Below are 20,714 nucleotides of genomic sequence, written 5' to 3'. Positions count from 1 at the left end.
CATTTATGATAATTAAAAAAATTGCCCTTGCGGTATTATTAGGTGCCTTAGGTACAACAGTACAAGCCTCTGAAGAATTTCAAGTAGAAGATATTGAAGTAAAAGGGTTACAGCGTGTCGCACTTGGTGCTGCTTTGACTCATATCCCTTTTAATACGGGTGATACTCTCAATGAATTTCGTATTTCTCAGTCGATAAAATCTCTGTACAAGTCAGGACATTTCAATGATGTTGTCGTTTATCGTGAAGGTAATCGAGTCATCTATCGTGTTCATGAGCGTTCAACGATCAGTGAAATCACTTTTGATGGTAATAAAGACTTAAAAGCAGAGCAATTAACTGAAAGTCTTGATGGCAGTGATATCCGTGTTGGTGAAACACTCGACATGACTATCATTTCCGGCATTGAAGTTGGCTTAGAAGATTTCTATCATAGTATCGGAAAATACAATGCCGATGTAAAAGCTGAAATCATTCATTTGCCACGTAACCGTGTCGACATAAATTTTGTTTTCACTGAAGGTGATGCTGCGGCAATAGAACAAATTAACGTTGTTGGTAATGAGATCTTTTCAGACGTTGAGCTTCTTGAACGTATAGAGCTTACCTTTGATTCTCCTTGGTGGGATTTTATGGCGCAAGACCGCTATCAAAAACAAACCCTGCAAGGTGATATAGAAACGATTAAAAGTTACTATTTAGACCGTGGTTATCTGCAATACAAAGTCGACTCAACTCAGGTATCAATGACACCGGATAAAAAAGCGGTTTATATTGCTTTGAATATCACTGAAGGTGAACAGTTTAAAGTCAGTGATATAGATTTTATCGGCGATATGGTCGGTTTTGAACGTACTATTCGTGCTATTAACCCATTACGTTCGGGTAAACTATATAATGGCGCAGAAGTTACGTACACCGAGGAAACTATCAGCCGCTATCTTGGCCGCTATGGTTATGCTTACCCTAAAGTAACTGTTATTCCTGAAATTAATGAAACAGAAAAAACAGTTAAGCTCACTATTTCTATTGACCCGGGCAAACGTGTTTACGTTAACCGCATTAATTTCGAAGGTAATAATGTTACTGCCGATAAAGTGCTGCGCCGTGAAATGCGTCAAATGGAAGGTGCGTGGTTATCGAACAGTGCCGCTGAAAATTCAAAAGCATGGTTACAGCGTTTACCGTATTTGGAAGAGGTTGAATACGAAACTAAACAGTTACCTGGTGAAGATGACTTAGTTGATATTGATTTTACGGTTAAAGAACAACCCTCGGGCTCTTTTACTGCCGGTATCGGTTATGGTTCTACCACAAATTTAAGTCTAAGTGCTGGTATACAGCAGAACAACTTTTTAGGAACGGGTAATCGTTTGGCATTTAATGTCAATACCATGAGTTATCAGCAAAGTGCCAGTATTTCTTATACTGACCCATACTTTACGGTTGATGCGGTTTCTTTAGGTGGGCAAATATACTACAGCGAATTTAATGCCGGTAACGCGAATTTAGTTGAATATAATAATAAAACTTATGGCATAGGCCTTAACTTAGGTTTTCCTATTAATGAATATGTACGTTTAAATTTTGGTGCGGGTTATAAAAGTAACGGTATTACTCGTTTACAAACGTATGAACAAATTCAACAGTTTTACGAGATATATTCTGATCCGAATAATCCAGATGGTGGCTTAGAATTTGAAAGTTTCGATTTGTCAGTGGCTATATCTCGCACAACATTGAACCGTGGTACCTTTCCAACAGATGGTTCAAGTCAAAGTTTGACGTATAAAATGACAACACCAAATTCAGATGTTGATTATTTTAAAATTAATTTAGACACTAAATGGTACTTCCCATTAACGCAAGATCAACGTTGGACAGTATTAGCACGTTTAAACGCCGGTTATGGTAATGGTTATGGCACTATAGATGGCAATGACCAAATACTGCCTTTTTGGGAAAATTTTAGAGCCGGTGGTTCTGATACCTTACGTGGTTTTGAAAACAATATTGTTGGCCCACGTGCAGTCTTTCGTTTTCCAACCCCTATCACCGGGACTCCTGATCCGGTCGAGGGTGGAAGTAGCTGTTGTTTAGGACAAGATCACGACTTTATTAACGTTTCACAACGTTCTGTTGGTGGTAATGCTATTGTTGTTGCGGGTATCGAACTTATTGTACCAACGCCATTACTCGATGAAGGTTTCTCGAATAGTGTTCGTACCAGCTTTTTTGTTGATGTCGGTAATGTTTGGGATACTGAGTTCAATGTTGAGGACTACAACGATTTAGCAACACCTGAATTTGAAAAAATTGATGATTATTCAGATGTCGGTCGTTATAGAAGTTCAGCGGGTTTGTCTGTTCAGTGGTTATCACCTATGGGCCCGATGATTTTTAGTTTCGCGAAAGCATTAAAATCAGAAAAAGACGATGACAAAGAGTTCTTTAGTTTTAATATAGGTAAAACTTTTTAATAGAAAGAACGTGCAGACATAGAACAGAAAGTTTACTAAGGGGGTTTAATTCTTATAGTTAGCCCCCATAGCAATTACATGACAATTATAAAAATTAATGCAACTTATACTAAAGTTGTGAAGTAATAATATTTTGGAGATAAAATTGAAAAAATTCATTAAAACAGTTACCTGCTCAGCAGTAGCGTCAACGTTGTTATTAGCAAGTTCTGTAATGGCTGCTGATCAAAAAATCGCCGTGGTTAATTTCCAAGAAGTAATGAGTAAGATCCCACAAACAACAGCTGTAATGCAGGTATTGGAAGCTGAGTTTAAAGATGATAAAGCTGTTTTAGCTCAGTTAGAAAAAGACATTAAGTACTACCAAGAAAAGAAACAGCGTGACGGTTCATTAATGAGCGCTAAAGATATCGAAGAACTTGATACTCAAATCGCAACCTTATATCAAGATTACCAAGCTAAAGGTAAAGCGTTTCAACAAGCGACTGGCCTACGTAAGAACGAAGAAACAAATAAAATTATTGCCTTGGTTCGTCAAGCAATCGACAACATTGCTGCAAAAGACAAATATGACCTTGTTTTAGAACAGCAAGCAGTAATTTTTTCTAAACCAGATGCATTGATCACCAACAAGGTTGTAGAACAGGTTAGCAAACTTAACTAAGTCTACATTCAGCTACTAGATAATGGGCTGATTTAAGCCTTTTTGTTATAAAACTTGCAACTATTATTGATAATATTAGTTGCAAGTTTTTTTTCTAGCCTAATAAAATCATATTGGTTTTAGCGTCTTTTCCAGTTATGCTCATAGAGCATCCATAAAAATATTAAGTGTTTATGTCTTATACTCTCAAACAGCTAGCTGAAAAAATTGGTGCTGAGGTTCATGGTGATGAAGCATATATCATCCATTCACTCGCCACACTATCAACTGCAAATGCACAACAAATTGCATTTTTAGCCAATAAAAAATACAGCCAACAGCTTGCTGAAACTAAAGCTGGCGCGGTTATTATCTCTTCTCAACACCTTAATGACTGTAATAGCCATGCGCTAGTGATGGATAATCCCTATCTAGGTTATGCACTTACCGCACAATTACTTGATACCACCCCAAAACCGGCTAATAGTATTCATCCGTCTGCTCAAATTTCAGCAGATGTTACTTTAGGTGAGCATGTCGCTATTGGTGCTAATACTGTAATAGAGCAGGGCGTAGTTATTAGCGATAATGTTACTATTGGCGCAGGGTGTTTTATTGGTGTACAAGCGAAAATAGGCGCAAATACTAAATTATGGTCAAATGTTAGCATTTATCATCGCGTTGAAATTGGTCAACACTGTTTAATTCAAGCGAATACCGTTATTGGCTCTGATGGTTTTGGATATGCAAACGATAAAGGCAAGTGGTTAAAAATCCCTCAGTTGGGTAGTGTTATTATTGGCAACAAGGTCGAAATTGGTGCCAGTACGACTATCGATCGTGGCGCATTAGAAAATACTGTTATTAAAGATGGTGTTATTTTAGATAATCAAATTCAAATTGCTCATAATGTTGTTATTGGTGAAAATACCGCCATGGCAGCTTGTAGCGTTATTGCAGGCAGTACCACTATTGGCAAAAATTGTGTAATAGCAGGACTTGTTGGTATCAATGGTCATATTGACGTTGGTGATGGTTGTGTATTTACCGGCATGAGCATGGTGACTAAAAATATTAATGAGCCAGGTGTTTATTCTTCGGGCATGCCGTGTCAAACGAATAAAGAGTGGAATAAAAATAATGCCAGAATTCGTAAATTAGAAAGTATACTTAAACGTATTAAAAGTGCAGAGCATGACATCGAGCACTTAAACAATATTATTGAAAAGGAATAGTCCGTTGGAATTAGCAAAAAACACCATTGAAATTGCAGAAATCAAAGCATTACTACCACATCGTTATCCTATGCTTTTGGTTGATCGCGTTCTAGATTATCAGCCAATGAAAACATTACATGCCATTAAGAATGTTAGCATTAATGAACCTGTATTCAATGGTCACTTTCCCGACCTCCCTATTTTTCCTGGTGTAATGATCCTTGAAGCCTTAGCGCAAGCAACAGGCCTATTAGGTTTTAAAAGTACAGATGGCAGAGATAAAAATGAAATGTACTTATTCGCTTCAATTGATAAGGCCAAATTTAAAAAATCTGTTGTGCCAGGTGATACTATGCATTTGCATGTCGAGTTCTTAAAAGAGCGTCGCGGCATGTGGAAATTTTATGGTGAAGCGAGAGTTGAAGGTAAAGTTGTCTGCTGCGCTGAACTTATGTGTGCAAGAAGAGTGGTATAAATGGTGACTTCCAACAAGCAGAGTTTAATTCATCCCCAGGCGATCATTGAAGAAGGTGCTAGCATTGGCCGTAATGTCAGTATTGGTCCTTGGAGCTATATTTCAAAAGACGTCGTCATTGGTGACAACTGTGTGATTAACTCTCATGTTGTTATTAAAGGGCCAACAACAATTGGTGCAGGCAATAAATTTTTTCAATTTGCCAGCATAGGTGAAGACTGCCAAGATCTAAAATATGCCGGTGAGTTAACCGAATTGATCATTGGCGACAATAATATTTTTCGTGAATCTTGTACTGTCCATCGTGGCACGGTTCAAGATAACAGCCTAACGCAAATCGGTAGCAATAACTTGTTTATGGCCTATACCCATGTTGCCCATGACTGTATGGTTGGTAGCCATTGTATTCTTGCAAACAATGCCTCTATTGCCGGTCATGTTCATGTAGGAGACTACGCTATTTTAGGTGGCATGACTGGCGTTCATCAGTTTTGTCATATTGGTGCACACAGTTTTGTTGGGGCAAATTCACTGATTTTAAAAGATATACCGCCTTATTTGATGGTTTCTGGTCAACCAGCTTCTCCTTTTGGTTTAAATTCAGAAGGGTTGAAACGTCGAGGTTTTGACAAAGAGGTTATTTTAACCATCAAACGTGCTTATAAAGAAGTTTATCGTAAAGGCTTAAACGTTAACGAAGCTTTAGTAAAAGTGGCCGCATTAGCTGATGATATGCCAGAGTTAACCCTGTTTGCCGAGTTTATTAAAAACTCTAGCCGTGGCATTGCCCGCTAACAGCGCTAGTTAAAAGTAGTAGAGTAAAGGTTAATGACGAAAACAGTAGAAAATCAGGCTATTCTCCAAACATCACCAACTGTAAATGGTTTAATTCCTCAACAACCTCCCGTGTTTGGACTTGTTGTTGGCGAGCATTCTGGCGATACACTAGGTGCTGGCCTAATGAGTTCCTTAATGTCTGTTTATCCTAATGCCAAGTTTATCGGTATTGGTGGTCCTAAAATGCAAGCGTTGGGTTTCGACAGCTTATTTGATATGGAAGAACTTTCCGTCATGGGCATTTTTGAGGTATTGGGTCGTCTCAAACGTTTATTTCATGTCAAAGACTGCTTAGCTACAGAGTTTATTAACAATAGGCCTGATGTGTTTATTGGCATCGATGCGCCAGATTTTAATTTGCGTTTAGAAAGACAATTAAAGAAAGCGGGTATTAAAACGGTTCATTATGTTAGTCCATCCGTTTGGGCTTGGCGTGAAAAACGTATTTTTACCATTGAAGCGGCTACCGATATGGTGCTGTCATTATTGCCTTTTGAAAAAGACTTTTATGATAAGTATGAAGTGCCTTGTACTTTTGTCGGTCATCCGCTAGCAGATGATATTCCCTTTTATTCGGATAAGGGTGAAGCCAGACAAGCACTCGGCTTACCGCTTGATAAAAAAATACTTGCGCTTATGCCCGGTAGTCGTGGTGGTGAGCTATCTCGATTAACCGAGCCATTCTTACTTTCTGCGGTGCAACTGTTAGCACAAGACCCACAATTACATTTTGTTGTGCCGATGATCAGCGATAAGAGAACCGACCAATTTAGCCAATTGAAAGAAAAAATAGCGCCAAATTTAGCAGTAACCATTATTACTAATAAAACCCAGCAAGTGATGGCTGCTAGTGACTGTTTGTTGATGGCATCAGGTACGGTAACACTAGAAGCGGCCTTAGTTAAACGGCCAATGGTGATCTGTTATAAGTTTAATGCATTTACTTATCACATGTTTAAAGGCTTAGTAAAATTAGAGTGGTTTTCATTACCTAATTTATTGACGCAAAAAGCACTGGTGCCTGAATTACTGCAAGGTAAAGTCAGCGTTGACAATATCGTGCCGTTAGTGAAAGAGCGTTTGTACCAAGACCAAACGTCGCTTGAAGATGAATATATGAAAATTCATCTCGCCTTAAAACAAAATGCTAGCCAAGAAGCGGCGAAAGCTGTGATGGACCTAATGTCAAAATGAGTAATGACGCAGCGATCGAAACGAATATTACTAAAAGTAAAAAAGTGCTAAAACCTAAAAAGATTTTCCCACCTTTTGAATACCCTATTGCTTATTGTATCGCGGGAGTTGATGAGGTTGGACGCGGACCTCTGGTGGGTGACGTCGTGACCGCTGCGGTTATTCTTGATCCCGAAAACCCTATTGAAGGCTTAATGGATTCAAAAAAGCTATCAGAAAAAAAACGTCAGGTCCTTGCGGTGGAAATCAAAGAAAAAGCGATTGCTTGGGCTGTTGGACGAGCAACACCCGAAGAAATAGACACCTTAAATATTCTCCATGCCACCATGTTAGCGATGCAACGAGCAGTGCAAGATTTATCAGTAATACCCGATTATGTTTTAGTTGATGGTAATCGTTGTCCTGTATTTATGCAGGCGGATGGTAGTATTGCTAGCCAATCAGTGGTTAAAGGTGATGATCGGGTTAGCGAAATCAGTGCGGCATCAATACTTGCAAAAGTTGTTCGTGATGATGAAATGCTTGCCTTAGATGAGCTACATCCTGAATATGGCTTTGCTAAACACAAAGGTTATCCAACGAAAGCCCATTTAGAAAAAATAGTAGAGCACGGTGTACTTGATTGCTACCGAGCAAGCTTTAAGCCAGTAGCACAAGTTATTGCTATGCAAGGTGTTTTACCGACAAAAACTAAAGAAGAAGCCCCCCAGGTGAAGTGTTAATGTCAGAGCAAGTATTAGTTGATACACCCGAATTAGTGTCAGTCAAAGCTCCACCAAAATTTATTCATTTACGGGTGCATAGTGACTATTCATTATGCGATGGTTTGAATAAAGTAAAACCTATCGTCGCTAAAGCCTTAGCTTTAGGAATGCCAGCCATCGCGCTAACTGATCAAACAAACCTTTGTGGTTTGGTTAAATATTATCATGCCGCTCATGGCGCAGGTATAAAGCCTATTATTGGTTGTGATCTCTGGGTTAAAAGTGATGAATTAGAGAATGAACTTTCCCGCATTGTTGTTTTAGCCACTGATAATGTCGGCTATAAAAATCTTACTGAACTCATTTCTAAAGCCTATCTTCGAGGCCATGTTCAAGGTAAGGCGGTTATCGATAAAGATTGGTTAATTGACTATGCTCCGGGGTTGATCTTATTGTCGGCTGGTCGCGAAGGTGATATTGGTAAAGCGTTGATCAAGGGTAATCTCGAGCTGGTCAATAAAATGGTCGATTTTTATCAAGCCTACTTTCCTGATTGCTTTTACCTTGAACTGATCAGAACCAATAGAGAAAACGAAGAAAACTACATCCATTTGGCAGTCGAGTTGGCAGAAAAAGCTTCACTTCCCGTGGTAGCGACTAATGAAGTGATGTTTATTTCTCCTAAGCGTTTTGATGCCCATGAAATACGTGTTGCCATACATGATGGCTTTACCCTCAATGATAAACGTCGCCCGAAAAAATATTCTCAAGAGCAGTATCTTCGAACTGAAGAGGAAATGTGTGAATTATTTTCAGACATCCCTGAAGCGATTGAGAATACGGTTGAAATTGCCAAACGCTGTAATGTTACGGTTAGGCTTGGAGAGTATGTTCTCCCTGATTTTCCAACAGAAGGCCTGTCGATAGAAGACTACTTAGTTAAAGTGTCTGAAGAAGGTTTACAAGACCGCTTAGAGACCTTGTTTGATAAAGACGCAGCAGATTTTGCTGAAAAGCGTAAACCCTATGACGAACGTTTAGCCATTGAACTTAAAGTGGTTAACAATATGGGCTTTCCCGGTTATTTTTTAATCGTGATGGAATTTATTCAGTGGAGTAAAGATAACAATATTCCCGTAGGGCCTGGTCGTGGTTCTGGTGCCGGCTCTCTGGTCGCTTATGCCCAAAAAATTACCGACTTAGATCCCCTCGAATATGATTTGCTCTTCGAACGTTTCTTGAATCCTGAACGTGTCTCAATGCCCGATTTTGATATCGATTTCTGTATGGACAGGCGTGATGAAGTTATTGATCACGTGGCTGAACTTTATGGCCGTGATGCAGTATCACAAATTATTACCTTTGGCACCATGGCAGCCAAGGCGGTTATTCGCGATGTTGGTCGAGTACTCGGTCATCCTTATGGTTTTGTTGACCGAATTTCAAAGCTAATACCACCAACACCAGGTATGACATTAGCCAAGGCATTTGAAGAAGAGCCTAAGTTGCCAGAAGCTTACGCACAAGACAGTGAAGTCAAAGATTTAATTGATATGTGCCGTATTTTAGAAGGCACAACGCGTAATGCTGGTAAGCATGCCGGTGGTGTGGTTATTTCGCCAACAACAATCACCGATTTTGCGCCGCTCTACTGCGATGAAGAAGGTAAGAATCCGGTTACTCAGTTCGATAAAAATGATGTCGAAGATGCCGGTTTAGTTAAGTTCGATTTTTTGGGACTACGCACGTTAACCATTTTGCAATGGGCCATTGAAATGGCTGATGTGAAATTGTTAAAGCAAGGCAAAGCGCCTATTGATATTACCCGTATTCATTTAGAAGACCCGGCCAGCTTTAAAGTATTATTACGATCTGAGACAACAGCAGTTTTTCAGCTTGAGTCTAGTGGTATGAAATCACTTATTGCCAAATTAAAACCTGATTGCTTTGAAGATATTATCGCTCTGGTAGCACTCTTTCGACCCGGACCGTTGCAGTCTGGCATGGTTGATAACTTTATTGAACGTAAGCACGGCCGTGAAGAAGTTAGCTATCCGGATGCTACCTGGCAACATATTGACTTAAAGCCTATTCTTGAACCCACTTACGGTATTATTTTATATCAAGAACAGGTTATGCAAATCGCGCAAGTCTTGGCGGGGTACTCACTTGGTGGCGCCGATATGCTGCGTCGAGCTATGGGTAAGAAAAAACCTGAGGAAATGGCCAAGCAACGCGATGGTTTTGAACAAGGCGCGATCAACCGTGGTGTTGACGGCGAGCTTGCGATGAAGATCTTTGATCTGGTGGAAAAATTTGCTGGCTACGGTTTTAACAAATCGCATTCAGCGGCTTATGCGCTAGTTTCTTATCAAACCTTATGGATGAAAACACATTACCCTGCGCCATTTATGGCGGCGGTAATGTCAGCTGACATCGATAACACCGACAAAATTGTTACCCTAGTTGATGAATGTGGCAATATGGGTATAGATCTCCTACCTCCTGATGTTAATGCCGGCCAATATAAATTTACCGTCAACGAGCAAGATCAGATAGTTTACGGTATTGGCGCAGTAAAAGGTGTCGGTGAAGGTCCGATTGAAGCGATTATTGCTGCTCGTGAAGCTGGTGGCGAATTTACTGACCTTTTTGATTTTTGTGCACGACTCGATCTGAAAAAAATTAATAAACGTGTTTTAGAAAAATTGGTTAAAGCTGGCGCCATGGACAGTTTAGGGCCTAAAAAAATTATTAATGGTAAAGAAGTACCGCATCGCGCTGTTTTATTTGAAACATTACCTGAAGCAATCAAGGCGGCAGATCAATATGCAAAAGCACAAGCTGTTGGTCAGAATGATTTATTTGGTTTAATTAATGACGCGTCAGCAGAGCCGCGACAAGCCTTTAAAGATGTGCCAATGTGGGCAGAAGAAGTTTGGCTCAATGGTGAAAAAGAAACCCTTGGCTTATATTTAACGGGTCATCCGATTAATCGCTTCTTAAGTGAAATCAAGCATTATGCGACTGGACGCTTAGTTAGTCTGCAACCGACCAGTAAAGACAAAACCACTGTTGCGGTTGGTTTGGTGTTAGGCGTTAGAGTTATGGTCAATAAGCGCGGCAGGCGATGGGCGTTAGTCACGCTTGACGATAAAAGTGCTCGCATGGACATTAGACTCTTTCCCGATGACTATGATAATTTCGCTGAATTACTGGTAAGTGACGCTATTTTGGTCTGTAGTGGACAGGTCAGCTTTGATGAATACTCCGGAGGCATTACAATGACCGCTCGAGATATCATGACCGTTGGTGATGCTCGTGAAAACTATGTCTCTTCAGTAGATATCAATGTCAATAAAAACAAGGCAGGTGCAGGTTTTATTGACAAATTTACCGAGGTATTAACACCTTATAAGGACGGTACGTGTCCTGTTCGGTTGTTTTATCAAAGAGATGAAGCAAAAGCTATGCTAGAATTAGGCGTACAATGGCGCGTTACGCCTGCAGACCCTTTATTACATGAATTAAAAACCTTATTAGGTGATGGCGACGTTACTTTAAGGTTTAAATAATTAAGGGCGCATTAATGGTCACTTATTGTTAACCATTATAAATAATTTATAACAAGGTCGATTATGGCGTTGTTAGCAACTTAATAGTCAAATTGACATTATTAAGTACTCTATTTGAACAATCATGCTGTTGTTGATAAAACGGCATAGAACATAGGTAAGAATAATCATATGTCATTAAATTTTTTAGATTTCGAGCAGCCTATTGCTGAGCTTGATGCCAAAATTGAAGAGCTAGAATTGGTCAATAACGGTCAAGAATTAGATCTTGACCTTGAAGAGCAAATCACGCAATTACGTGGGAAAAACGCGGAGTTAACGAAAAAGATTTTTGCAAATCTTGACCCTTGGCAAACCGCTCGTGTGGCACGTCATCCACAGCGTCCTTATACGCTTGATTATATACCACGCATTTTTACTGAATTCGATGAGCTTGCTGGTGATAGACACTATGCAGATGATAGAGCCATTGTTGGTGGTACTGCGCGTTTAGATGGCAAACCTGTGATGATTATTGGTCATCAAAAAGGGCGTTCAACAGCTGAAAAAGTTAAACGTAATTTTGGCATGCCTCGCCCTGAAGGTTACCGTAAGGCCTTACGTTTAATGCAAATGGCTGAACGTTTTAATATGCCTATTATCACCTTTATTGACACTCCTGGTGCCTACCCGGGTATAGGTGCAGAAGAGCGTGGCCAAAGTGAAGCGATAGCGATGAACTTAAAAGTAATGTCTCGCTTAACCGTACCGATTGTTTGTACTGTTATTGGTGAGGGGGGGTCTGGTGGTGCATTAGCGATTGGTGTTGGTGACCGTGTTAATATGCTGAAATATTCTACTTACTCGGTAATATCTCCTGAAGGTTGTGCATCAATCTTGTGGAAAACTGCTGAAAAGGCACCTACTGCCGCTGCCGCTATGGGTATTACCGCTACGCGTATTAAAGAATTAGAACTTATCGATAATATTGTTGAAGAGCCATTAGGTGGTGCACATCGTGATATGGATATTATGGCGGCTAACCTAAAGCAAGAATTAAAATCAAATCTTGCCGAACTAGCAGGCTTGTCAAAAGAAGAATTAATTGAAAAACGTTATGACAGATTAATGTCTTTCGGTTATTGTTAAGTTGTTATAAATCGGCACGAGCAAAGTAATATTGAATACTTTGCTGATGAAGTTGTAGCGTTACCTTACTGATTATATCGCTAAGTTAAGGCTACAGTTTTTTTGTTTTTAGTGTCAATTAACCAAGTATTCTATGATTAAACAGACCTTAATAGATTTTTTTTCCAGCCATCCTCAAAAATCACTGCTTATTGCCTACAGTGGCGGTATCGACTCTCAAGTGCTGTTACATTGCCTTGGTGCTTTAAAAACACAACAGGCTATTAATAGCGAAATTCGTGTTTGTCATGTTAATCATGGTTTAAGTGTTAATGCCGTTAAATGGCAAACCTTTGCTAAAACACAATGCCAGCTATTTGGCCTGCCGTTAGATATTATTGCAGTAAACGTGCAAGCCGTTGCTCAAAAAAGCTTAGAAGCGCTTGCCCGCGATGCCCGCTATCAAGCATTACAAACCGTATCCAAATCAGGTGATTTAATTGTTACTGGCCATCATAGTGACGATCAAGCGGAAACTTTTCTACTCGCCCTAAAAAGAGGCGCTGGTTTGAAAGGGTTGTCAGCAATGCAAAGTGAGATGACCTTGGGGCAGCAATTATTGGTTAGACCCTTATTAACTGTTTCACGAGCAGAGATTGAAGGCTATGCAAAAGAGCACGGCTTAGTTTGGATAGAAGATGAGTCGAACACTGATGAGCGTTTTGATAGAAACTTTCTTCGCCATCAAGTTTTACCTACATTAAATCAACGTTGGCCTAGTATCAACAAGACGATTGCTCGCAGTGCTGAACATTGTGTTGAAGCACAACAATTACTGGATGAATTAGCGCAGCAAGATTTAATGGCTTGCCAGTCCTCACCTAATAAGCTTAGCGTTGTTGATTTAAACAAGCTCAGCCAAGCACGTCTTAAAAATCTATTGCGCTATTTTTTATCTTGCCATGGCTTTTTAATGCCAAGCCAACAGCAGTTAATGCAAATATGTCAGCAGCTAAATGCACAAGCGGATAAGTCGCCGGTTGTGCAATTAGCCGAGTGTTGCATTAGACGTTATAAAGGTGAGTTGCATCTAACTAGTATCTATCATGACCTGTCGCTTTGGCAACAAAGGGTTGCACTAGCGCGGTTAGCTGATGATAAACCGTTAAATGTTTCTCTTCCTGATCTATTAGGTTGGTTAAGCTTTTCGAATTTATCAGCGCAAGCACAAGAAAACAGTGATTGGCAGTCGGTGATAAAAAAACCGGCAGAGCATCAAAAAGTGACGATTTGTTTTTCTCACGAAAACCCAAGATGTTTGCCACAATATCGACAGCACTCAAGACCATTAAAAAAGGTCTTACAAGAGCTTGCTATCCCAACATGGCAGAGAAAAAGGTTACCTTTTCTCTTTTATGATAATGAGTTGGTTGCGGTAGTCGGACAGTTTGTTTGTCAGTCCTATCTAGCCGAGAACAGCAGTGGAGCCGCTAAAAGTGACTCAGTATTTACACTATCATGGCATGGTCAACTGCCTCTTTAAAGGTAGTGTGTAACGAATAAACTAGACAGTGTTGGTGCATAAGTGGTAAAAATCTTTCATCGATACGTTATCTTAATAACAATAACTAAAATAAGACAAACTATGACAACACAAAATACCTCTGTAGAAAAAACATCACTTTTTGGTAAGCTAAAAACTATTAACATCGTCAATCAAATCATTATTGCACTTGTTGTTGGTATTGTTTTAGCGCTTGTTTTACCTGAAGTTGCCAAGTCATTTTCAATACTCGGCAGTTTATTTGTCAGTGCACTAAAAGCGGTTGCCCCTATTTTGGTGTTAGTTTTAGTCGCTTCATCTATTGCCAACCAAAAACCTAATAGCGATGCTAATTTAAAACCGATTGTCGGGCTTTATTTACTCGGTACAATAAGTGCTGCACTGGTTGCTGTAGCCCTTAGCTTTGCCTTCCCGGTGCAATTAACATTAGATATTATTGGCGCAAGTGCTAATCCGCCACAAGGACTAGGTGAAGTATTATCAACCTTAGCGTTTAAAATTGTTGATAATCCTTTCAATGCGGTCGTTACCGGAAACTTTATTGGTATTTTAGCGTGGGGCTTAGGTTTAGGTTTTGCGTTGAAAAAAGGCAGTGAGTCAACAAAAGTGATGGTTCATGATTTAGCCGAAGCTGTTTCAAGTGTCGTTAAGTTAGTTATCCGTTTCGCACCATTAGGTATTATGGGGCTAGTGGCGAATACTGTTGCGACCACAGGCTTTGATACCTTAGGTGAATTTAGACACTTAGTGCTGTTACTTTTAGGCTCTATGGTTATTATTGCCTTGGTGGTTAACCCACTGATCGTTTATTTTATTATGCGTAAAAATCCATATCCGTTAGTACTTACTTGCTTAAAAGAATCGGGTATCACCGCTTTCTTTACGCGTAGCTCTGCAGCAAATATCCCTGTTAATATGGAACTGTGTGAAAAACTTGATTTACATGAAGATACCTATTCGGTTTCTATTCCTTTAGGCGCTACGATTAATATGGCTGGTGCGGCGATCACTATTACAGTATTAACGCTGGCTGCGGCCAATACTTTAAATATTGAAGTCGACTTTGCAACCGCTATTTTATTGAGTGTTATCGCCGCAGTATCCGCTTGTGGTGCTTCTGGCGTTGCGGGTGGTTCGTTGTTACTTATTCCATTGGCCTGTGGTTTGTTTGGTATCGATAGTGACATTGCTATGCAAGTGGTCGCGATAGGCTTTATTATTGGTGTTATCCAAGACTCTGCTGAAACAGCCTTAAATAGCTCTACCGATGTTATTTTCACGGCAGCGGCTTCGCATCACATCACTAAAAACCTCGAATAAATAAAGTCCCTGATTAAAGCCAAATCAAAATGTGGTTTGGCTATCGCTCCTGAAGTTAATTCAGGGTGACGGCTTTGTTGCAATTTTAGTGTTCAACAACAAAGCCATACTGCCACGATTTAGCCAAAGTAAAGCGCTACCTTTAAATAATGGCTCAGGTCAATTATTCCCCGTTTTTAATCAGCACTTTTTAAATCACTGAATTAGGAGCATAATAGCCAAAAATCTTCTTCAAAAATTAGTGAATTAATATTATGCCTACCGAAAATGCCTTAAAAGCACGCAGTAATACTAGCTGTGAATTATGTACGTCAACTGAAAATTTAGCGGTATTTCCTGTGCCACCAACCAGCGACTTAAGTGCTCAGCAGTGTGTATATCTTTGTGCTACGTGCACCGGACAAATTAATGGTGACAGCGCAATCGATGTTAATCACTGGCGCTGTTTGAACGACAGTATGTGGAATCAAGAGCCCGCCGTACAAGTTATGTCGTATCGCTTACTTCATAAACTGTCAGCAGAAAGTTGGGCACAAGACGCTCTAGAAATGATTTACATGGAAGATGATGTTAAAACTTGGGCTGAGCAAGGTATTGCCGCTGCTGAGCGAGAAGGGCCAACAAAAGACAGTAATGGTACTGATTTACAAGATGGCGATGATGTGACCTTGATTAAAGATTTAAAAGTTAAAGGCGCTAACTTTACGGCTAAGCAGGGCACTATGGTGCGTGGCATTACCTTAACTGATAACCCTGAGCACATTGAAGGAAAAGTTAATGGTACGCGTATTGTTTTAGTTTCAGCGTATTTGAAAAAAGCTTAAGTAAAAGTCTTGTCCATCATAGCTTTGAAAATGCTATTTAGGCTTAGTGAAGCTATCAAGATAATACGTTAAAGCCCCAATTTTGGGGCTTTAACGTATTAGTGAGATTGCCTATAACCAACGCCTTACTTTTACTTGATAATCTCGGTATTGTTGGCCAAATATTTTCGTTAACATTCTTTCTTCAGGAATTATTTGAAAACGAGTCATATAGCCAATAAATATTAAGATAATAGGTAAAGACGCTAAATGTTGTAAGTAATAAGCGAGCGATATTAGTGAAATAAGCATGGCTAAATACATTGGATTTCTGGAAAAAGAATATATGCCTGAACTTACCACGGTTGAACTAGATTCTGGTGTTGTTGGATTGACCGTTGTTTTGTGATTTCTAAAACTAACTATGGCGCTAATTCCTGCCACTATCGCGATAAATAACAGTGCTAGGGCAACTGGTAGATGAGCCGGCCAACTCAAGGTGAGCTCAGGTGATATTTTATTGAAGGTTATCATTAATAACATGGCAATTAATACTTGCACGACGGGTATTACTTTTAACACCATGATTTACCTTAAGCTTAAAAATCTTTATTGAGGCGTACTCTAGCAGATATTAGTGGTTACTAATCACACTAAACCGATAAATTTATTTTTAGGTATTATTGACGTAGTTAGATAATATCGCCATTATTTATTTGTATACTCGTTATTTTCATTTGGTTTTCTTCGGCTTCAATTTTCAATATAGCACCGATAAAGGATTTATAAAATGTCAGTCCCCATTGCTTACTTTGCCGTTATTCTTATCTGGTCAACAACACCACTAGCGATAGTGTGGAGCAGTGAAACTATTCATCCGACCTTGGCGGTATTGTTGCGGATGCTTATTGCGGTTGTTCCTGGTTGGTTAATACTGAAAGCTTTTCGTATTGAATTGCCTTGGCATAAAAAGGCGCTGAAACTTTATAGTTTTTCAGCGATAGGTATTTTTGGCGGGATGTTATTTGCCTATTTAGCGGCTGGCTACATATCTTCTGGGCTAATGTCGTTAATGTTCGGCTTGGCACCTATTTTATCTGGGGTGTTAAGTAAACGCATTTTGGCTGAGTCTGCATTCTCACCAGCTAGAAAAATAGCATTGGCTGTCGCTATTTGCGGTTTAGCTATGGTATGTTTTGATAAAATATCGCTTAAAGATGATGCATATATTGGCATTGTCGCGGTATTGATCGCTGTTTCATTTTTTAGTTTCAGTGGTGTGTTGGTTAAAAGTGTTGACGTTGCGATAAACCCTATGGCGACAACCGTTGGTTCATTATTATTTAGTATCCCTTTATTTACTTTGGTTTGGTTTATTTTCGATGGCAATATTCCTTATGAATTATGGAGTAATAAATCAATACTGAGTGTTGTTTATTTAGGTGTTATTGGCTCCTTAGTGGGCTTTATTGCTTATTTTTATGTGTTACAACGCCTGAAAGCGAGTACGGTAGCATTGATCACTATGATCACCCCAGTGATTGCGATTTCACTGGGATTAGTATTAAACAATGAAACGGTTAATACTAATTTAATCGTCGGCGGGTTAGCTATCATTGCTGGCTTAGCTATTTATCAATGGGGTGATTTAGTGATTAAATACAATCATAATAAATATGCTCAATGATGAAAAAGTCACCATAGGATTTAGACAAGCCCAGCCGAGTGATATTGGCTATTTATTACGATTGAGAAAAGCCTCAATGGGCGAACATCTTATTGCCGCAGGCTTGAATTTATCTGATCAACAACATCTTGAACGGGTTAAAGAATTTTTTGCAGATTCGTCTATTATCTTGATGAATGAGCAGCCGATAGGTTTAATTAAACTTGGCGTTTTAACCGATAAATTACACATTAGACAATTGCAAATAGCGCCACAATATCAAGGTAAAGGGATTGGCGGTAAGGTATTAGCCTTAGTAATAAAAAAATCAAAAGTATTAAGATTGCCATTAACATTAAATGTTTTGTTAGCAAATCCGGTGATCTCTTTATATTTACGCCATGGTTTTATTGTCACCGGACAGAATGAGATAGAGTATCAAATGTGCTGTCAGTGATAAAAATACGCTGGTTATAATCAACATAAGGTCAGTAATTAAAAAATCACTGACCTTATGTTCAGGAAGAACGGTATGTCACAATGCCATGGATGGCAAAGCGTGACGATGTTCAGGAAGAACGGTATGTCACAATGCCATGACCGTTCTTTGACATCCATGTCATCACGGCATTGGTACTTCCGTATACGTCGATGGCAAAGCGTGACGATGTTCAGGAAGAATTGTTCTATTTAGTAGATTTTACCACTCGCGCGTATCTTACTTACATCGATGCGTGTCGGGGTAATACTGCCATCAACTAATCCTTGCGTAGCGACTGATAATGACTCAATAACCTGATACATTGAGGCTAAGTCTAGGCTGTTAATATCATCAGACGTTTTATGATAATGCTGGTCTTTATCGAGTTGAGTACTACTAAAACTGTGAGCAGGAACACCTAAACGCGCAAGTGTCGCATTGTCTGAACGGTAAAATAAACCCTGTTCAGGATAAGGGTCCTGGTAAATTTCACTGCTTGTAGCGGGTAAACTTGCATTAAGTAACTCACCTAAATTTGAACGCTCCATTCCTGTCATCCACACTGAACCAGCGCCAAACTTTGAAGGCTTACCTATCATCTCAATGTTTATCATTGCCACAACGTTGTTAGGATCCAATTGCTGTGAAAAATACTTAGAGCCAAAGCCACCAATTTCTTCTGCGGTAAAAGCACTAAACATTAAGGTTCTTTTGTTGGTGCCTTGATGAGCATAGTGCTGTGCAATGTTAATGACCGCAGAGGTGCCCGAAGCATCGTCATCAGCACCATTAAAAATTTCTTTGCCATCAACGCTGACCCCTAAATGATCATAATGTGACGAATATAAAACGACTTCGTTTGCTGTCGCTGGATTTGTATCCTTACCTGGCAGTATCGCAACAATATTGGTTAAGGTTTTTTCTGTTATGCTAATACGCGCGTTAACGTCTACAGTGGTAATTTCATTATCATCGGCTAAAACCATAACAATAGCCCCTTGATGCTCAAGGTTGAGCTTGGTTAAGCCTCGTTGAAAGTAACCGCGGTAACCGGCAAAAGTTTTAGCGTGAGCGCTATGAATAATGACCAGGTGTTGGCCACCGTCATTATTCATTTTACCAAGGGCTGCGCGCATATCATCAGCTTCACCAATAATATGAGTGTTAATATTTTCAATACTTTGCCATGAAAGTGTGGCCAAGGTACTAGCCATGCCTAAATTAGCGTCAGCAATAGTGTTACCATTTAAGGTCACAGTTAATGCCGTTGGCATAATGCTGGTTACGTTAAATGTTTGTTTGAAATTTTTATTGCCCGCGAGTGGGCTTAGTCCAATTTCGCTAAACCGTTGACTAATATAATCACCTGCTTGGTCAATATCAACAGAGAAGCTGGCCCGGCCTTTCAAATCATCACTTGCTAGATAAGTGATATCTTTAATGACCTGTGCTGATGACATCTCAGCAATTTTGGCTTTGGGTACAGTGGGTTCACTGCATGCCGAAAGTAGCGTTATGCTGGTAAAAAGAGCTAAAGTTAATCGGCTTTTTGTAAGGTGACTTTTCATGCTTATTATTTCCATATCGATGTTGGTATTAATTATTGTAATTTTGTTGTTTCAATTAATAGTGTTTCATCACCCGCGGTTAACCACAATTGACCATCTTGGATACTGCACTGAAAGTCCATAGAGCGGCCAGCAAGTTTTGCTAATGCATCACAGGTTTCTTGACTAATGAGCTCAATTGAAAGTTTATTGAGTAAACGTAATTTATTTTGTGATTGTTTCCACCAGGTTTCAGCACTACTGCCATAAGCATAAAGGATGACTTTTTGGGCCCGATTACAGGCTTTTTTGAGACGTTTTTCATCCAGCTGACCAAGCTCTATCCATAACTCTATCACTTCAGAGTAATTAATTTGCCAAAGCGCCGCTTCTTCTTCGTCACTTACACCCTTACCAAACTGCAAATGTTCATTTGCATTTAAAATAAAAGCTAACAAGCGCACCATCATACGAATATCTGTTTCTGAGGGATGTTGGGCGATGGTTAAATTGAGGGTGTCGTAGTAATTTCTGTCCATATCTGACAGCTGTATACTGGCTTTATTTATTGTTGCTTTTAGTGCCATGATTATCCGTAAAGTAAGTAATGCTAATTAAGCTTATAGTACTCGTATAATATCAAGGAATACAGCAGGTAAGTGCTTTTATTCGACCAGCCACTCTAATTCGTCGATGACTTTTCTTGCTTCAGCAATCGTGCAATCAGTGCGGGCCATTAATTGGTTAACGGTAATGTCAGATTTTAATTTCGCAATGCGCATAAGTTCATCGTGACTAAGTGCTTGTCTTTGACTCATTAAGTAATTAACTAGCCACTGCCAACTGGGTTCCTCTGAGTCTTGTATAAAGGCGACAATGTGTTCTAGTTGTTCAAAGCTAGCCTTTAGTTGCCAATTGCGTGAGCGGCCAATTCTATAAAGTTCACAGCCACATGCTCTTATTCCCGCCTTTAACGCATAAGCTTTTATTACTTTTCTAAGCAATGAGGGCAGGTTAATAATAGGTATATGGCTGGGTGATGTTTTCATAAGTAGCGGGAGACTCTAACCGATAATACAAAAACCAGCTAAACGCTGGTTT

The 20,714-nt window shown here is 39.6% G+C and carries 18 protein-coding genes; 14 read left to right on the top strand and 4 right to left on the bottom strand.

Going from position 1 to position 20,714, the window contains the following annotated elements:
- Positions 1-5: 5 nt before the first annotated feature.
- From bamA to ESZ26_RS04860, 12 genes are all read left to right on the top strand, one after another.
- Positions 6-2,480 carry an outer membrane protein assembly factor BamA gene (gene bamA / locus ESZ26_RS04915; protein ID WP_146798546.1) on the top strand — a complete coding sequence of 825 codons (2,475 nt, stop codon included), beginning with the start codon at positions 6-8 and terminating at the stop codon, positions 2,478-2,480.
- A gap of 145 nt (positions 2,481-2,625) precedes the next feature.
- The gene (locus ESZ26_RS04910) at positions 2,626-3,144 is read left to right on the top strand and encodes an OmpH/Skp family outer membrane protein (protein ID WP_223271554.1); all 519 of its coding nucleotides are present in this window, start codon (positions 2,626-2,628) and stop codon (positions 3,142-3,144) included.
- A 173-nt stretch (positions 3,145-3,317) separates the two neighbouring features.
- Entirely contained in the window at positions 3,318-4,358 is a 1,041-nt protein-coding gene (gene lpxD / locus ESZ26_RS04905) for a UDP-3-O-(3-hydroxymyristoyl)glucosamine N-acyltransferase (RefSeq protein ID WP_146798545.1), read from the top strand.
- Between the two features lie 4 nt (positions 4,359-4,362).
- Positions 4,363-4,815: a 3-hydroxyacyl-ACP dehydratase FabZ gene (fabZ, locus tag ESZ26_RS04900; protein ID WP_146798543.1), complete on the top strand. Its 453-nt coding sequence runs from the start codon at positions 4,363-4,365 to the stop codon at positions 4,813-4,815.
- Complete coding sequence (lpxA, locus tag ESZ26_RS04895; RefSeq protein WP_146798541.1) at positions 4,816-5,610, top strand: acyl-ACP--UDP-N-acetylglucosamine O-acyltransferase; 795 nt, start codon at positions 4,816-4,818, stop codon at positions 5,608-5,610.
- 33 nt (positions 5,611-5,643) lie between these two features.
- Positions 5,644-6,846, top strand: coding sequence for a lipid-A-disaccharide synthase (lpxB, locus tag ESZ26_RS04890; protein ID WP_146798539.1), 1,203 nt, complete (start codon positions 5,644-5,646; stop codon positions 6,844-6,846).
- The gene (rnhB, locus tag ESZ26_RS04885; protein WP_146798537.1) at positions 6,843-7,568 is read left to right on the top strand and encodes a ribonuclease HII; all 726 of its coding nucleotides are present in this window, start codon (positions 6,843-6,845) and stop codon (positions 7,566-7,568) included. Before lpxB ends, rnhB begins: the two co-directional genes overlap by 4 nt.
- Positions 7,568-11,125 (top strand): DNA polymerase III subunit alpha, encoded by a 3,558-nt coding sequence (dnaE, locus tag ESZ26_RS04880; RefSeq protein WP_146798535.1) that lies wholly within the window; start codon positions 7,568-7,570, stop codon positions 11,123-11,125. Before rnhB ends, dnaE begins: the two co-directional genes overlap by 1 nt.
- A gap of 171 nt (positions 11,126-11,296) precedes the next feature.
- Positions 11,297-12,253: an acetyl-CoA carboxylase carboxyl transferase subunit alpha gene (gene accA / locus ESZ26_RS04875; RefSeq protein ID WP_146798533.1), complete on the top strand. Its 957-nt coding sequence runs from the start codon at positions 11,297-11,299 to the stop codon at positions 12,251-12,253.
- A gap of 133 nt (positions 12,254-12,386) precedes the next feature.
- The gene (gene tilS / locus ESZ26_RS04870; RefSeq protein WP_146798532.1) at positions 12,387-13,775 is read left to right on the top strand and encodes a tRNA lysidine(34) synthetase TilS; all 1,389 of its coding nucleotides are present in this window, start codon (positions 12,387-12,389) and stop codon (positions 13,773-13,775) included.
- Positions 13,776-13,877: 102 nt separating this feature from the next.
- Positions 13,878-15,116, top strand: coding sequence for a serine/threonine transporter SstT (gene sstT, locus ESZ26_RS04865; RefSeq protein WP_146798530.1), 1,239 nt, complete (start codon positions 13,878-13,880; stop codon positions 15,114-15,116).
- A gap of 254 nt (positions 15,117-15,370) precedes the next feature.
- Positions 15,371-15,940: a PhnA domain-containing protein gene (locus ESZ26_RS04860; RefSeq protein WP_146798528.1), complete on the top strand. Its 570-nt coding sequence runs from the start codon at positions 15,371-15,373 to the stop codon at positions 15,938-15,940.
- Between the two features lie 111 nt (positions 15,941-16,051).
- Here ESZ26_RS04860 and ESZ26_RS04855 read toward each other — a convergent pair whose 3' ends face one another.
- Entirely contained in the window at positions 16,052-16,504 is a 453-nt protein-coding gene (locus ESZ26_RS04855; RefSeq protein ID WP_146798526.1) for a methyltransferase family protein, read from the bottom strand.
- Positions 16,505-16,709: 205 nt separating this feature from the next.
- Here ESZ26_RS04855 and ESZ26_RS04850 point away from each other — a divergent pair, with 205 nt between their 5' ends.
- The gene (locus tag ESZ26_RS04850) at positions 16,710-17,606 is read left to right on the top strand and encodes a DMT family transporter (protein ID WP_146798524.1); all 897 of its coding nucleotides are present in this window, start codon (positions 16,710-16,712) and stop codon (positions 17,604-17,606) included.
- Positions 17,596-18,042, top strand: a complete 447-nt coding sequence (locus ESZ26_RS04845) for a GNAT family N-acetyltransferase (RefSeq protein WP_223271553.1) — start codon at positions 17,596-17,598, stop codon at positions 18,040-18,042. Before ESZ26_RS04850 ends, ESZ26_RS04845 begins: the two co-directional genes overlap by 11 nt.
- Before the next feature lie 233 nt (positions 18,043-18,275).
- Here ESZ26_RS04845 and ESZ26_RS04840 read toward each other — a convergent pair whose 3' ends face one another.
- The 3 genes from ESZ26_RS04840 to ESZ26_RS04830 all read right to left on the bottom strand — a co-directional run bounded on the left by ESZ26_RS04840 (position 18,276) and on the right by ESZ26_RS04830 (position 20,662).
- Positions 18,276-19,634 (bottom strand): M20/M25/M40 family metallo-hydrolase, encoded by a 1,359-nt coding sequence (locus ESZ26_RS04840; RefSeq protein WP_170246307.1) that lies wholly within the window; start codon positions 19,632-19,634, stop codon positions 18,276-18,278.
- Positions 19,635-19,666: 32 nt separating this feature from the next.
- Positions 19,667-20,200, bottom strand: coding sequence for a YaeQ family protein (locus ESZ26_RS04835; protein ID WP_070374034.1), 534 nt, complete (start codon positions 20,198-20,200; stop codon positions 19,667-19,669).
- 78 nt (positions 20,201-20,278) lie between these two features.
- Positions 20,279-20,662: a ribosome recycling factor family protein gene (locus ESZ26_RS04830; protein WP_146798520.1), complete on the bottom strand. Its 384-nt coding sequence runs from the start codon at positions 20,660-20,662 to the stop codon at positions 20,279-20,281.
- Between the last annotated feature and the right edge of the window lie 52 nt (positions 20,663-20,714).

It is taken from the genome of Colwellia hornerae (assembly GCF_007954355.1).
In the GTDB taxonomy this organism is placed as follows: domain Bacteria; phylum Pseudomonadota; class Gammaproteobacteria; order Enterobacterales; family Alteromonadaceae; genus Colwellia_A; species Colwellia_A hornerae.
The sequence above is the reverse complement of the archived record's forward strand: the minus strand, read 5'-3'. Positions and strand labels throughout refer to the sequence as shown.

What these genes read in the sequence shown, in the direction of transcription:
- accA (WP_146798533.1), top strand. Translation starts at nt 11,297, where the DNA reads ATGTCATTAAATTTTTTAGATTTCGAGCAGCCTATTGCTGAGCTTGAT.
- lpxA (WP_146798541.1), top strand. Translation starts at nt 4,816, where the DNA reads ATGGTGACTTCCAACAAGCAGAGTTTAATTCATCCCCAGGCGATCATT.
- lpxB (WP_146798539.1), top strand. Translation starts at nt 5,644, where the DNA reads ATGACGAAAACAGTAGAAAATCAGGCTATTCTCCAAACATCACCAACT.
- ESZ26_RS04860 (WP_146798528.1), top strand. Translation starts at nt 15,371, where the DNA reads ATGCCTACCGAAAATGCCTTAAAAGCACGCAGTAATACTAGCTGTGAA.
- ESZ26_RS04830 (WP_146798520.1), bottom strand. Translation starts at nt 20,662, where the DNA reads ATGAAAACATCACCCAGCCATATACCTATTATTAACCTGCCCTCATTG.
- ESZ26_RS04845 (WP_223271553.1), top strand. Translation starts at nt 17,596, where the DNA reads ATGCTCAATGATGAAAAAGTCACCATAGGATTTAGACAAGCCCAGCCG.
- ESZ26_RS04840 (WP_170246307.1), bottom strand. Translation starts at nt 19,634, where the DNA reads ATGAAAAGTCACCTTACAAAAAGCCGATTAACTTTAGCTCTTTTTACC.
- lpxD (WP_146798545.1), top strand. Translation starts at nt 3,318, where the DNA reads ATGTCTTATACTCTCAAACAGCTAGCTGAAAAAATTGGTGCTGAGGTT.
- ESZ26_RS04855 (WP_146798526.1), bottom strand. Translation starts at nt 16,504, where the DNA reads ATGGTGTTAAAAGTAATACCCGTCGTGCAAGTATTAATTGCCATGTTA.
- ESZ26_RS04835 (WP_070374034.1), bottom strand. Translation starts at nt 20,200, where the DNA reads ATGGCACTAAAAGCAACAATAAATAAAGCCAGTATACAGCTGTCAGAT.
- dnaE (WP_146798535.1), top strand. Translation starts at nt 7,568, where the DNA reads ATGTCAGAGCAAGTATTAGTTGATACACCCGAATTAGTGTCAGTCAAA.
- rnhB (WP_146798537.1), top strand. Translation starts at nt 6,843, where the DNA reads ATGAGTAATGACGCAGCGATCGAAACGAATATTACTAAAAGTAAAAAA.
- tilS (WP_146798532.1), top strand. Translation starts at nt 12,387, where the DNA reads ATGATTAAACAGACCTTAATAGATTTTTTTTCCAGCCATCCTCAAAAA.
- sstT (WP_146798530.1), top strand. Translation starts at nt 13,878, where the DNA reads ATGACAACACAAAATACCTCTGTAGAAAAAACATCACTTTTTGGTAAG.
- ESZ26_RS04850 (WP_146798524.1), top strand. Translation starts at nt 16,710, where the DNA reads ATGTCAGTCCCCATTGCTTACTTTGCCGTTATTCTTATCTGGTCAACA.
- bamA (WP_146798546.1), top strand. Translation starts at nt 6, where the DNA reads ATGATAATTAAAAAAATTGCCCTTGCGGTATTATTAGGTGCCTTAGGT.